Annotated in this window: 11 protein-coding genes and 1 pseudogene; 2 read left to right on the forward strand and 10 right to left on the reverse strand. The window is 53.7% G+C overall.

All coding sequences use genetic code 11. The features are described from left to right. The coding region (locus HQL52_06275; GenBank protein ID MBF0369046.1) for a hypothetical protein at positions 1-277 on the forward strand (277 nt) is incomplete at its 5' end. 247 nt (positions 278-524) lie between these two features. On the opposite strand, the gene HQL52_06280 is transcribed toward HQL52_06275, so the two are convergent. The 3 genes and pseudogenes from HQL52_06280 to HQL52_06290 all read right to left on the reverse strand — a co-directional run bounded on the left by HQL52_06280 (position 525) and on the right by HQL52_06290 (position 4,225). Next, entirely contained in the window at positions 525-2,906 is a 2,382-nt protein-coding gene (locus tag HQL52_06280) for an RNA-binding transcriptional accessory protein (GenBank protein ID MBF0369047.1), read from the reverse strand. Positions 2,907-2,951: 45 nt separating this feature from the next. Then, positions 2,952-3,425 (reverse strand): MMPL family transporter, encoded by a 474-nt coding sequence (locus tag HQL52_06285; protein ID MBF0369048.1) that lies wholly within the window; start codon positions 3,423-3,425, stop codon positions 2,952-2,954. A 46-nt stretch (positions 3,426-3,471) separates the two neighbouring features. Next, positions 3,472-4,225: pseudogene (locus tag HQL52_06290) on the reverse strand (IS5 family transposase). 698 nt (positions 4,226-4,923) lie between these two features. On the opposite strand from HQL52_06290, the gene HQL52_06295 reads away from it, so the two are divergent. Beyond that, the gene (locus HQL52_06295; GenBank protein MBF0369049.1) at positions 4,924-5,679 is read left to right on the forward strand and encodes a hypothetical protein; all 756 of its coding nucleotides are present in this window, start codon (positions 4,924-4,926) and stop codon (positions 5,677-5,679) included. A gap of 176 nt (positions 5,680-5,855) precedes the next feature. Here the strand turns inward: HQL52_06295 and HQL52_06300 are convergent, their stop codons facing one another. From HQL52_06300 to HQL52_06330, 7 genes are all read right to left on the reverse strand, one after another. Then, positions 5,856-6,770, reverse strand: coding sequence for a hypothetical protein (locus tag HQL52_06300; protein MBF0369050.1), 915 nt, complete (start codon positions 6,768-6,770; stop codon positions 5,856-5,858). Positions 6,771-7,105: 335 nt separating this feature from the next. Further along, a complete protein-coding gene (locus HQL52_06305; protein ID MBF0369051.1) occupies positions 7,106-8,827 on the reverse strand; it encodes a polyamine aminopropyltransferase in 1,722 nt (573 codons plus the stop codon). Between the two features lie 116 nt (positions 8,828-8,943). Further along, complete coding sequence (locus HQL52_06310; protein MBF0369052.1) at positions 8,944-9,798, reverse strand: DUF350 domain-containing protein; 855 nt, start codon at positions 9,796-9,798, stop codon at positions 8,944-8,946. 42 nt (positions 9,799-9,840) lie between these two features. Further along, a complete protein-coding gene (locus HQL52_06315; GenBank protein MBF0369053.1) occupies positions 9,841-11,556 on the reverse strand; it encodes a hypothetical protein in 1,716 nt (571 codons plus the stop codon). Between the two features lie 7 nt (positions 11,557-11,563). After that, the gene (locus HQL52_06320) at positions 11,564-12,127 is read right to left on the reverse strand and encodes a DUF2617 family protein (GenBank protein ID MBF0369054.1); all 564 of its coding nucleotides are present in this window, start codon (positions 12,125-12,127) and stop codon (positions 11,564-11,566) included. After that, on the reverse strand, positions 12,124-12,477 hold the full coding sequence (locus HQL52_06325; protein MBF0369055.1) for a hypothetical protein: 354 nt from the start codon (positions 12,475-12,477) through the stop codon (positions 12,124-12,126). The genes HQL52_06320 and HQL52_06325 overlap by 4 nt, the downstream gene beginning before the upstream one ends. Next, on the reverse strand, positions 12,474-13,121 hold the full coding sequence (locus HQL52_06330) for a DUF4178 domain-containing protein (protein MBF0369056.1): 648 nt from the start codon (positions 13,119-13,121) through the stop codon (positions 12,474-12,476). Before HQL52_06330 ends, HQL52_06325 begins: the two co-directional genes overlap by 4 nt. Positions 13,122-13,125: the final 4 nt, after the last annotated feature.

Below are 13,125 nucleotides of genomic sequence, written 5' to 3' on the forward strand. Positions count from 1 at the left end.
AAATCCCGCACAAATTCGCTATGAAATAACAAAATTGATCCACCGAGGCGTCATAAAAAAGAAAAAAGGCAAGTCTTTCTATATAGTTACGCCAGATGGATGGAAATGGGCACTCCTTACAATTGCAGCCACAATGAAATTTGCAAATCCTATCATTTCAATGCCTTGCAAACGGGAGGCAAAAAAACTTGTGGAGCATCCCTCCCAAATTGAAAAAGCCTACCAGTCCATCAATCAAGGGTTTTGCCAGCTGACACAAGCCTTGGCTCTGGTTTAGGCCAAATCAAAAAACGTGAATTTTTTTCGCGTTTTTGTTGAGCAAGAACTTACCAAGCCGGAAGCCATGAGCAATCAGGGCTGATAAGCGTTGGGTGGGCTGGCTTGGGATGGCCCCCCAACGCTTGAAAAACCGGTTGATTCACCCCCCTCTTCGCTGACAATCCCCCCAAAGGGGGTATCGATTTCATCCCGTTTTTTTTTGCCTCTCTTACCAAAATCATTCCGAAAAACAGAACATTCCCTATTCAGGAACGTTTTTTGAGCTTGGAAAAAGCGGCGGCCATGGCGCTGTCAGAGGTGTTCGGTTGGTTTTGTCTGGGGGAGGATCTCTTCTGGGGCTCAGAGGAGCGGCTGCCCTGGGAAGAACGGTTGGCCTGTGAGGAGCGGTTTGCCTGAGAAGAACGGCTGTCCTGGGCTGGTCGATTCCCCTGGGCCACTGATTTTTCACCCGGAACATCCTCCAGGCGCATGGTGAGGGCGATGCGTCGGCGCTTGAGGTCGATCTCCATCACCCGCACCTTGACCACCGCCCCTGCCCGAGTCACCTCGTGGGGATCTTTGACAAAGCGGTTGGCCATGGCGGAAATATGCACCAAGCCATCCTGATGCACACCGATATCCACAAACGCCCCAAAATTGGTCACGTTGCTCACCACCCCCTCCAGCACCATGCCCGGCTTCAGATCCGACATCTCCTCCACCCCGGTCTGGAAGGTGGCGGTTTTGAAGGCGGGCCTGGGATCCCGGCCCGGCTTTTCCAACTCCGCCAAAATATCCCGAATCGTCGGCTCCCCAAAACGGCCATCGACAAACGCCCCCACCGGCACCCCCCGAAGGGCCTCCTGGTTGCCCATCAGCTGAGAGAGGGTCAGGCCGCTTTTGGCCAAAATGCGATTGACCAGGGGGTAGGATTCCGGATGCACCGCTGAATTATCCAGAGGGGTGTCGCCATTTTGAATGCGCAAAAATCCCGCCGCCTGCTCAAAGGTTTTGGCCCCAAAGCGGGGGACTTTGTTCAGGGCCTTACGGTTGGCAAAGGGGCCATGTTGATCCCGGTAGGCGACGATGTTTTGAGCCAAAGTGGCGTTCAACCCCGAAACCCGCTCCAACAGCGGTGGGGAGGCAGTATTGACATCCACCCCGACGCTGTTGACCGCATCCTCCACCACCCCATCCAGGGAGTGAGCCAACTGTTTGGGGTCCACATCGTGCTGATATTGCCCCACACCGATGGATTTGGGATCGATCTTGACCAGCTCCGCCAGGGGATCCTGTAGACGCCGGGCGATGGAGACCGCCCCCCGCAGGGAGACATCCAGCTGGGGCAGCTCCTTGGAGGCATATTCCGAAGCGGAATAGACCGACGCCCCCGCCTCACTCACCACCACCCCGGTCAGCTTCAATTCCGGATGGCTCTTTTTCAGCTCTCCCACCAGTCGGTCGGTCTCCCGAGAGCCGGTACCATTACCAATGGCGACCAGCTGCACGCCATATTTTTTCGCCAGGGAGGCCAGCTCCCTGCCCGCTTCCTGCCAGCGCTTTTGGGGGGGATGGGGATAGATGGTGGTGGTTTTTTGCACCTTGCCGGTTTTATCCACCACCGCCACTTTCACCCCGGTGCGCAAGCCGGGATCCAAGCCCATCACCGGCACCATGCCCGCCGGAGCCGATAGGAGCAGATCCCGCAGATTGGCGGAAAACACCCGGACAGCCTCCAGCTGGGCCTTTTCCACCATTTTATGGGTGAGATCCTTATCCAGATGGGGTTTTAATTTTTTTTGCCAGGCGTGATGCACGCTCTCCAACAACCAGGCATCCCCCGGGCGACCCCGATCCTGGATGGCAAAGTGGCGGTTGATCTGGGTTTCACAAAAAGGGGTGGATTTACCCTCGGCAGCCACATCCCGCTGATGGGCCAATCCCAGGCGCAACACCCCCTGGTTTTTGCCCCGCTGTAGAGCCAACACCCGATGGGAGGGGAGTTTTTTCATCTCCTGGCCAAAGTCAAAATAGTCGGCAAATTTTTCACCCTCCGCCTCTTTGCCTTTAACCAGGCGGGATTGAAACACCCCCCCTTCCCACAAAGATTCCCGCACCCGTCCCACCAGGCTCGCATCCTCTGAAATCACATCCGCCAAAATGTGGCGAGCCCCTTCCAAAGCCGCAGCCGCATCACCAACCCCTTTTTCAGCATTCACAAACCCTGCAGCCAGCTGTTGTGGATGCTGACCAGGATTTTTCATGAGCTGTAATGCCAGAGGTTCCAACCCCGCCTCCCGGGCAACGGATGCCTTGGTGCGGCGTTTGGGGCGATAGGGTAGATAGAGATCTTCAATCCGGGTGCGGGTTTCAGCCGCCAGAATCGCCGCCTCCAGCTGGGGGGTGAGTTTGCACTGCTCCCGGATGGTGCGCAGAACCATCTCCCGACGCTCTTCCAGCTCCCGCAGCTGCACCAGGCGCTCCTGGAGCAGCCGCAGATGGGTATCGGTCAACCCCCCGGTCACCTCTTTGCGATAGCGGGCGATAAAAGGCACCGTTGACCCTTCATCGAGGAGTTGCACCGCAGAGGCGACCTGCTCCTCACGAACGTCGAGTTCCTTGGCAATACGCTGAATGATGGATTTCATCGTGCTCCTGTTACCCTGAATCCGGTCGTTGGGTGGTGCACAGGACTAGGAAGCCTCCTTCCCATCCCCATCACCAAACACAAACTTTGGCCGTAATAGATAGACCAATAATGGCAGCAGGGTCAAAGCACTGAAAAGGTCGATCACCAGGGCTTCGCCAATATACATGCCCAACCCCCAGGTGTTACCCAGCTCGGTGGCGAGCAGGGGGATGAAGCTCCCCAGAAAAACAATCACCGAAACCACCGCCGCCGAGCCCGAGGTGGTGAGGGTGTTTTCCAAGGCCTGCCGCCACTCCCCACCGGTGGTGATCATCTCCTCCCGCAGGCGGGAGATCATGTAGATGCTGTAATCCACCCCCAACCCCATGGCAATGCTGAGGGAAACCAGATTGCCGAAATGGAGATTGCCCGCCCAGTTTTCCACATGGGTAAAATAGCCCGCCAGGCCATATTGAGCGAAGAGGATGAGCCAGAGTATCAGGAGCAAAATTCCCGGCACCACCAGGAAGTGGAAGATTAGGGCGTGCCCTCATTTAAGCCATATGGAAGATTAGGGCGTGCCCTCATTTAAGCCATATGAAAGTGGCTGCCACATACACGCCGCCCAAGAAGGCTATTGCTCGCTTGTCATAGCGTGTTGCAATGGGTCGAAACTGTTTTGAAATTCTCTATAAGTGCCCGCTCTTTATAGAGTTCTTTCGTCATAGTCACGAGGATTGAGCCGGTTTGAGATTGATGGAATGACGATCTCCATCTTGGCTGCTTCCAGTAAATCAATCACTCGCTCTTTGGCGTCATAGGCTTTATCTGCCAGAAACGCCTCAAACTTGGATAACACCTCCGGGAGGAGTACGTCAGCTCCTTGCAGATCGTGCGCATGACCAGGAGTCAAATGAAATCCAACAGGATTTCCCAGCGCATCACACACTGCATGGATTTTGGTTGTCAATCCACCTCGGGATCGTCCAATTCACTCTTGCTCTTGATCCCCCCTTTTGCACCTGCTGAATGCTGGAGTGCTCGAACAATCGTAGAGTCAATCATGGCATATTCATTATCCGTATCGCTTGATAACTCTTTGAAAACATTCTCCCATACGCCAGATTCAGACCATCTCAAATGGCGCTGATGCACATTCTTCCATTTCCCAAAGCGAGACGGCAAGTCCCGCCAAGGTATGCCTGATCTATACCGGTAGAGCACCGCCTCAACAAACAACCGATTATCTTTGGCCGTTGCTCCTACATCCCCTTCTTTTCCAGGAAGAAAATCCTTAATCCGCTCCCATTGATCATCTCGAAGTCCATAGCGTTTCACCATCTCTTGGCCCCTCCATGGCCTTTTGATAGCGAATCACAGTTAACTCTATGAGAAAACAAATAATCTTACCTCAGAGCTAATTGAGGGCACGCCCTAGTCAAAACGAATCAAAAATCAAACACTATTTTTGTGTTGAAATGTAATTTCTTTATGACGATCAATCAAAAGACAAGGATGTATTTTTTATTTTTTGCACACAACTATCCTTAAATATGTCGAATAAATTTACGCACTCTACCTGTGTTTACTTTGCCTGCTTTTCACTTTGAAACGACCGTAATCCATATCAACACATTGTTTTAAAAGAAAGAGTTATATCAACATCCATCAAGATGTCAGGCTTGATATTGCTCCCCATCTAAAAGCAATACTCCCAACCCAGCCAATTCCACCTCTGGGCCTCGTCAAAAAAACCGGATGAAAACAGCCTAAAGATCATCCATATCGCAGCATGGTTGGAAAGATACGCACGGAACTTGGGCATGCGGTTGGTTTATCGCGGTGAACCAGCCCCAGGGAGAGTGTGCATCCTGTTTATGGCAGGCGGCACAATACCGCTGATCATTCGCTTTGACACTGAATCTGGCAAATTTATTGCTAAGAATTTTATGGAAACAATCTGCGTTGCTCAAGGAGATCGAACACGACGCTCTTGAAGACACCTCGATTGAACGCTGTGCTGGAGGATGCCCTGAATGAAAACAGACTCTCCCCCTACGCCCGCAACCTGGCTCCTTTCACAGCTGGTGATTGCCCTGTTGGTGCTCCCGCTGCTCTTGTTCTCTTCTCAGCCCGGCTTTTCCCAGGAACGGGAGAGTCGGCGGGATGAGGTAATCGAAAATCCCACCCCAGAGGGTTTTTCGGTCTGCTGGCGCCACGGCTGCAAGGAGCTGGCGCCGGTGGCGCTTACCCTCAATGAGTGGCATCAGGTTGGTCAAATTTTTTCCGCTCAGGCCAACTCCCCGACCCAGGAGCGGGAGAGGATGGCTCGGGCTATTGGTCAACTCGAAAAACTGGTCGGCCCCAAAACCGGCACGGATAAGGATAAGGGGGGAAATTTTTCCGGCCTGTTCAGTCAGGGGCAGATGGATTGCGTGGATGAGAGCATCAATACCAGAACCTACCTCAAAATGATCCAGGCCGCTGGCTGGCTACACTTTCACAAATTGACCGAAAAAGGGGCCAAACGGGGCGTATCTCAGGTCTATTTCGGTTGGCCCCACCAGGCGGCCCTTGTGGAAGAGATGGAGAGTGGCGAACGTTTCGTTGTGGATTCCTGGTTTCACAAAAATGGTCAGCCTGCAGAAATCATCCCATTGAAAACCTGGGAAGCAGGCTGGAGCCCCCAACCACCACCCAAACACTTATGGCTCTACTCCGGGGATCATGAAACGGACTCCTGGAAAGAGGAAACCAGCCTGGAAGTCGGCCCCGAGGATTTGGACGCCTGATCCCCCCCATCTCTGTTGATTCTTCATCCTCAAGTACCAAAAAATCTCCCTGTGGGGAGGTGGGCGGAGCCGACTCTGAAAGAGTGAGCCTGGAACAGATCCAAACTTGGGCAAAACCAGGCAAATTCTACCGCTTCCCCCATCTCCCACAGGCCACTCCCCTCAGCAAGCCTGCCTTATTCAGCGTAACCATTCGTGAAATAATCAACAATCAAACCCGCTGGCAGTTCCACTTCAGCGATCATCACCTTGTCGTGGCCAGAGAGAGCCAACATATACTCAATGAACACCAATCCAGGGAGAACTTTGTTCACTTTTGGGGTGTTTTCCTGGATCACCTTGAACTCCCTGGAGCCCAGGCCCTTGAGATAGTCGATTTTATGCAGCAATTTTTTCTTCATCAAAAACTGATTGACCACATCCAACTTGGAGCCACCGCTCACAAAAGCCGCCATGGTATTGCTGGCCAGGGCGATATAGATATCGGTGTGAGTGGGTAAAGTCTGGATATGCTGTTTCAGCACCTTACGAAACGATGAACGGCCCGCCGCAAAGGTTTTGGCTCGGGCAAAGTGCTCTTCATAGGCGATCAGATAGCCGGATTTCAGAGAGGCTGAAATAATTTCACTATCCCCCAATTTATAGGAGTGTTGGAAACTACGACTCCCCATATCACTCACCAACTGGTTGGATGCCCCGTTGGTGACGGATAGATAGCTGATATCCCCTTCTCGCTTCCCCTGGGCCACCTCAAAATCGATGCCGTGGGAACGAATCAGCTGGGCTAACGCATCGCGGTTTTTGGCGCTCCGGATAGCACTGGTGCCCACACCGAAAATTTTATCGATCTCCCTCTCATTGCAATAGGCCCTGAATTGAGAGAGAACCCGGTCGATCTCAGCCATTTTATCGCTGGGAATATGGCTATCGTGGTCCAACAACGCCTGTCCCAGCCCCATATGCTCCTTTTTGAGCAATTCCGTTTCGATATCGACGCCCACCTTGCGGCCAATGACAAATTTGAAGTTTTTACTGCCAAAATCGATGGCACAGATATCTTTGGAGTGGTGTACTTTTGTCTGATTGCTCATGAGTTTTTACGCAGCACCTTTTAAGCATTCATTCAAATTCAACTCTTTCATCCAGGAAATAGTCTGAAAGAGTCCAGTTAACCCTCAGCGAGCCTTCCTTCTGGTCCAAACATTCCAAAATCCAGCATCCGGATCCAGAGTCGTTTGCAGCAGGCATATGATGACACCCCAGGCTGGAATACCCCCTCACCCCATGTGAGTCAAGCTCTGGAGAGGCCTACGGATCAATCGTGACCAAAACGTGACAAACCTCTCTCCCGTCAGCCTCTGACAGGTTTTAGCCTGAGAAAATCACGCTATCCAAGCCCTCAAAACATCACCTTGAGCCGTCAGCCTCACTCCATCTGCCAACCAGCCCGCAGATAGTCATCCAGCAAGATCGGGTTCATCAGGGTGCTCACTTCCCGGCTATGGCTATCAAGCTCCCCTTTGCCAAAAACAGTAGCAGCCCGAAACAGCTCCACGGTCAAAAAAGCGGTCGGCACAGACCACCCTTGCAGCTGGGAGATGGGTTGGGAAATCCGGTCCGGAAGGCGGCCAGGAATCCAGGCCAAATGCCATCCCCACTCCCCAAAAGAGGGAATATTGGCATGATAGGGAAGGGTCTGAAATCCCGCAGCGGCCAGGGTTCGACCAATGGTCAAAAAGACCTCCTTGGCATGATAGGGGGAGGTGGACTGCACCGCCACCATCCCTTGGGGGGCCAGCACCCGTCGCAGCTTGAGATAAAACTCCTTGCTGTAAAGCTTGGCCAACTCCACGGAACTTGGATCCGGAAAATCGATAATCACCACATCCCATGGGGATTGATCAGCAGAAGGGGTATTGAGAAAAAGATCCGCATCGATATGGATCACCTCCACCCCCGCCACCCACCGGGTCTCGGCGAGTTGGGTCTTGGGATCCACCCGCCCTGTTTCCTGGTAGATCCCCTTCACCCCGTCACTTTCGATACCGGGTGTCTCTTCAACCCGTACCCGGGCATCCCTGAAAGCCTCTTGGTTGAGTCGGGTCAAGAGGGGGTGGGTTGAAAAAAGCTGGACCATTCGGGGGTCGAGTTCCACCAGGGTAATCGCTTCGATCCGGGTATATTTCAGCAGCTCCCGAACCGCCAGGCCATCCCCTCCTCCCAGCACCAAAACCCGTTTTGGACTCTCCACCAAAGCCATGACCGGATGGACCAACAGTTCATGATAGCGGACTTCATCCAGGGAGCTGAATTGCAGATTGCCGTTGATGTAAAAACGATATTCATCCAGCCGCTTGCGGTGGGTCAGGACCAGGCGTTGATAGGGGGTGGTCTCGGCCAAAACAATCCGATCCTCATAAAGCCGCTGTTCCAGATCCAGGTTCCAGGCCCGGTTGTGATGATAGCCAAAGAGGAGCGATGCGGCCGTGCCCAGGATGAGGATCAATAAAGACCATTTTAAAGAGACCAGGCGCTGTTTGGCAAAATAGAGAGCGGTGATAATGGCGACAAAAAAGTTGATTCCCGCCACCAGGAAACCAATTTCAGTGAGGGGAAAGCGGCCCAAAAACCAATAGACCCAGACAAACGTAAAAACAAAGGCCCCCAGATAATCCGCCGCTGTGACCACCGCCAGATTGGACTTCAGGGTTCGGGCATATTTTTCGTTGATGCGAATGACGAAGGGAATTTCAAAACCGATGAGAAAGCCGATGCCCATAATGAAAAAATATTGGACCAGGAGGAAATGATCCTCCAGCAAACCAAAGGCGGTATAGATGGCGAGGGGGGCAAACCCGGTCAGCCAGGCCAGGAGAATCTCCAGCAAGATAAATTTTTCGATCAGCCGACTGTCGCTGAAAAATTTTTGTACCCAGCCGCCAACCCCCATAAATCCCAGCATCACCCCGAAGGTGATGCTGAACTGTTCGATGGAACTGCCGAGGATGTAGGTGGAGACGGTGGCCAGGAGAAATTCGGCCACCAAACCGCTGGCTCCGGTAAAAAACATGGAGAGTGCCAACAGGATGGTGGCAAAACGGAACGTGCCGGAAGGATCGGTTTGGCTTGTGGCCTGGGAGTGGGACATGCACACACCTTCAATCCTGGTTCAGACAGCTTCCCAAAAGAGCCTCCCCATACACCTTAGCACCCAGCTCCCTGGTTCAACCCAAACCGATTCCCCCCCAACTGCCGGATTCAGGATTATAAAACCACGGCGCTGATGAAGAGTGCCAGGGCGATCTTGACGGTGATGACCACGAGAATGGCAGCGGTGTTGTTGTCCCGTTCAATCTCGGTTTGAATGGTGGTGCCCGGTAAAAATATCCGATCCACGAATTGATGAAAGACCACCAACAACAGGAAAAGACTGTTGATAAAACTGAGCCCAAAGGCTTGCAGGTCCGCACTCCAGCCGTTGGAGACCCCGGAGATGGCCCCTTTGAGGATAAACCCCATGGCCACCATCATTCCCCCCAACATCAGACCCGAAGCCGCACGGCCCTGCCGGATATTCTCCACCACGTTAAAGGGGGTCATCCACTCGTAGAGATAGATCATGGTCAAAAGCGCCAGCTGGCCCAAAACAAACCAGACCATACTCCCCCACCAAGGCCCCCCCTCCCCGGAAACCGCGCCATACATGATCAGCCCCGTGGCCAGATAGCCTCCCGCTTCGGTGAGGCCCACGGCGATGTTGCCTTCCAGGACGGCCTGGTCGTTATCAATCCCGTCGATGATCACCTTGTCGTTCAGGGTGCCACAAAGCATGGTAAATAAAACAATCAAAATGCCGTCCAGCGCCAAGACTGTCAGATCCGCCATAAACCCCTGGCTGATCCCGGAAGAGACCGAGCCATACATACCAATCGCAATGGCACCATAGAGCCCCCCACGGCGCAGACCCACCGCCAGATTGCTGTTTTCCTCAATTTCGTGATCGGAGTCGAACCGCTTGCTGGCGGCATGGTCGGAAAAAAATTTCGCCAGCCACATGAAAAATCCGCACGCAATGGCCAATCCAACCCCCTGGGCTGCGTGTGTCAATAGCGTTGTCATCCCACACTCCTTCTGATAAGGATCGTCACCTGTGCCTACGCACTATTTTCCAGATCTACCCGGCCCCCGATTACGGCTTTTTCCACCCCCCCGGGCGCTGACCGTTTGGGCGCGCTTGCCAGCTGAGCCTGTTTTGCCACTCCGGCTGCGCTCGACTGTTCTCGGATAGCGCCTGGCATGGTCCGAATGGCGATAGCGGGAGCCGCCGCTGTAGGTGTAGCGACCATAGGTGCCATATTCCTCTTTTTCGCCATAGTAGGGCTCTTCCTTGGAACGATAATTCCGGTACCAATGGTCATATTCATTCCAGCCGTAGCGGCCATAGCCGATGGAGCCGGTCATGAGATCTGAAATCACGCGATATTTGCCGTAAAACGCCCAAAAGGATTGCCCGCTGCTCCCATCGTGATGCCACTCGCCATATTGATTGGAGCCTGTGGGGTGGCCATCCACCAGGGTGGGGGGGGCGATGAAGGACAAACCAACCGGGGCGGGGGAGACAAACGATTCATCTTCAAAAGCCCCAAAAGGCTTGGCGACCAGGGTCATCCCCAGGTTGCGTTCGTTGGCCCAATAGAAGGGCTCCTGCACCGGCTGCCAATCGGTTTCGGTCATCTTGCCGTTTTGGAGGATGGCATATTTGTGGTAGGTCTTGATATAGAGTTTTTCCAGCCAATAGTCGGCATAATCATAAACGCTTTGCCGATTGAAATTTTTCCTGATCTTGAGAATGTCCCACCGCTGCTTCGGAATATGGAGCGTAAAGGTATCTGAACTCCAACCAGGCCTCTCCTTGGCGATCAAATCCAGGGTGAGGGCATCAAAATATTCGAAAGAACCTTCATCCACCTCCACAGGCGAATAAAAGACCGTGCTGCCATTGCCACAGCTCTCCCCTTCACACCAGGCCGCCCGCCCAACCTGGACGAAATACCGAATGCGCATATCCACCAGGGTTTTGCTGTAACTTTGATAAAGTTCGGAAAGAGTCGATTCAAAAGCAGGCAGGGCTTTTTCCATGGATTCAAGGCGCTGGGTCACAACGGTGACGTTATCCCCGAGAACCCCATAGTCGGCGGTATTTGCAGATAGTTTATCCACCTCACCCCGGGCTTTTTCATACCCTGAATGAGCCTTGGCAACGTGCTTTTGCAGGGGCACAAAACGGCTGAGAATAGCGTCAGCACGATCAGGATAATCCTTTTTGGCCTGATCGACGGCAGAGAGCCCCTCATCCAACCATTGATCCAATTGTTGAATATGGCTTTGGGCTTGTGCCACCCATTCCCGCCCTTCGGCCTTGGCCCTTTTGAGAAAGGTTTGCCTCTCGTTTGGCTGCCTGGCCTCCTTGTAGGCGGTAAAAAAGGCTTGATTGATGCGCTTCAGGTGCCTGGCTGCGCTCTCCTTCTCCTGCTGGCGGTTATTCTCCAACAGCGGGGCCAATTCGGTTTCGAAACGATTCCAACCCTCGGTGGTGGCTTGTCGGGCCAGGCGAAAATGGTCGGTCCATTTTTCCCGGGTGGCGTAGGGTTGCAAAAAGCGCCCCTCGGGTGATGCCAGCTGGGTCTTGAGAAGACGTTCCTGGCGATCCAGGGTGGCGAGGAGCTTTTGGTGTATTTCCGGAAGCGCCTCCGCCTCCATCACCAACTCCTCAGGCAACTCTTCCGGCCAGAAAGCCATGACCCCCAACAGCCCAACGACGAGATGAGCCGCGACAAAATAAACTTTCCAACTCCCCTTCTGTTTTTCCTGGGTCATGGCTCCCTCATCCAATAGAGAGGATCGTCTGTGTGATCACCAATTGTTGCTCGTTGGGATAGAGATGTGCGGTTTCCAATTCCAGGCGGTTGGAGGAAAATTCACTCACCTGCACCACTGTTTTGGGGGACGTTTGGCCCGAAGCCTCTCCCGGGGGGAAGGTATATGCCAGCCCCAAACCGTGGGGATTGGCCAAAGCCCGGGATTCGATCCGCTCCATTTCGGCCCACCCTCCTGGCAGGGCCTGTTTTTGCCAATGAAAACGATAGTTCACTTTGGCAAAAAACAGACGCTCCACCAACGCCTCATCCCCTTGAAAAGGGCCAAAGGCGTGTTTGCCTCCCGGGGAATCCCCCTCGGTGCAGGCCAATATTTCATAAAGATGCTGCCCATCCCCCAAGTCAAAATGGAAAAAATGGCTGCTGCCGATAATGGCGGCATTCAGGGTCACAAAGGGGGCTTGCAGGCGGCTCCGGGTCAGGATGGTAAACTGGTTTTCGTCCAACCTCCCCGTTGAGAGGGTGAGTCGCAGTTGATCGGCGGACTGATCCTGATAGACCAGGGGGGTCATGGATCCTCCGAAGGGGGTTTTTTCCGGGTGAGATCTTCCTGAAAGGCGGCCCAGCCTCGCTGAAAGCGCTCAAAAAATTCCAACCCCACCCCCTGCATCTCCTGACTGAAGGCCTTGAACTGCTCCTGAAAGCCCGCCCAATGCTGCCAGGCACTCACCAAGCCGGTAAACTCCACTTCCAGGTGTTGATCATGGCCGGTCTGGCTATCTTTCAGATCGACATGCAGCCACACCTTGCCCAGGTCATCCCCCTCCCCGGCTTGAAACCGAAATGTTTTGACCTTTTGGGGGTGACCGTTGAGGTTGATCCGCAGGTTTTCGAGATCGGGTGAGGCGTTTGGTTTGGTCATGGGGCTGGCACTCCTTGGAGCTGGAGAATCCGGATAGCGTGGGTATCCACCTCCCGGCTGGTCCAAATTTCACATTCACGATCCGCCTCATCGTACCAGGCTTCGATGGTCAAGCAGTCATCGTTTTTGGTTGCAAACTCGTAAAAACGCACCCGCTCGGGGCTCCCCTGATTGTTGCGATAAAATTTGGCCGCCCAGGATTCGTCATCATTGTACCAGTAGGTTTTCCCCTGATATTTAATCCCCCCTTCGGCATCCGCCAGGCGATCCAGGTCGGCCTTGCCCACCCGCCGATCCTGATCATCGGTCAAATCCCGAAATTTCAGCCGCTCCCCAGCCAAAAATATTTCCAGATCGTCATCCACCCCCCACTCGATGTGGCGCACCTGGGCGCTCTTGAGGGAAAAGATTTCCAGCTCCCAGAGGGTGTATCGCTTATCCTTCTGGAAATCCCATTTGGTCTCCTGATAGCGATGCATTGCCCGCACCTGCCAGTTTTCCCCCTGGAGGGAAAAATAACCGCCTCTTTGGATACTCTTGAGATCGTAGCGATGGCGCTCCCCATCCGGCAGGGGGCTCAGGGCGCGGATGGCTGCCAGGCGCAAACGAAAACGTTTTTCTTCAGCGGTATCGAGTTTCGACATGTGA

The organism is Magnetococcales bacterium, assembly GCA_015232395.1.
Classification (GTDB): domain Bacteria; phylum Pseudomonadota; class Magnetococcia; order Magnetococcales; family JADFZT01; genus JADFZT01.

Excerpts from the sequence above, each read along its gene's own strand:
- HQL52_06305 (MBF0369051.1), bottom strand. The coding sequence starts at position 8,827 with ATGTCCCACTCCCAGGCCACAAGCCAAACCGATCCTTCCGGCACGTTC.
- HQL52_06320 (MBF0369054.1), bottom strand. The coding sequence starts at position 12,127 with ATGACCCCCCTGGTCTATCAGGATCAGTCCGCCGATCAACTGCGACTC.
- HQL52_06315 (MBF0369053.1), bottom strand. The coding sequence starts at position 11,556 with ATGACCCAGGAAAAACAGAAGGGGAGTTGGAAAGTTTATTTTGTCGCG.
- HQL52_06310 (MBF0369052.1), bottom strand. The coding sequence starts at position 9,798 with ATGACAACGCTATTGACACACGCAGCCCAGGGGGTTGGATTGGCCATT.
- HQL52_06280 (MBF0369047.1), bottom strand. The coding sequence starts at position 2,906 with ATGAAATCCATCATTCAGCGTATTGCCAAGGAACTCGACGTTCGTGAG.
- HQL52_06330 (MBF0369056.1), bottom strand. The coding sequence starts at position 13,121 with ATGTCGAAACTCGATACCGCTGAAGAAAAACGTTTTCGTTTGCGCCTG.
- HQL52_06300 (MBF0369050.1), bottom strand. The coding sequence starts at position 6,770 with ATGAGCAATCAGACAAAAGTACACCACTCCAAAGATATCTGTGCCATC.
- HQL52_06295 (MBF0369049.1), top strand. The coding sequence starts at position 4,924 with ATGAAAACAGACTCTCCCCCTACGCCCGCAACCTGGCTCCTTTCACAG.
- HQL52_06325 (MBF0369055.1), bottom strand. The coding sequence starts at position 12,477 with ATGACCAAACCAAACGCCTCACCCGATCTCGAAAACCTGCGGATCAAC.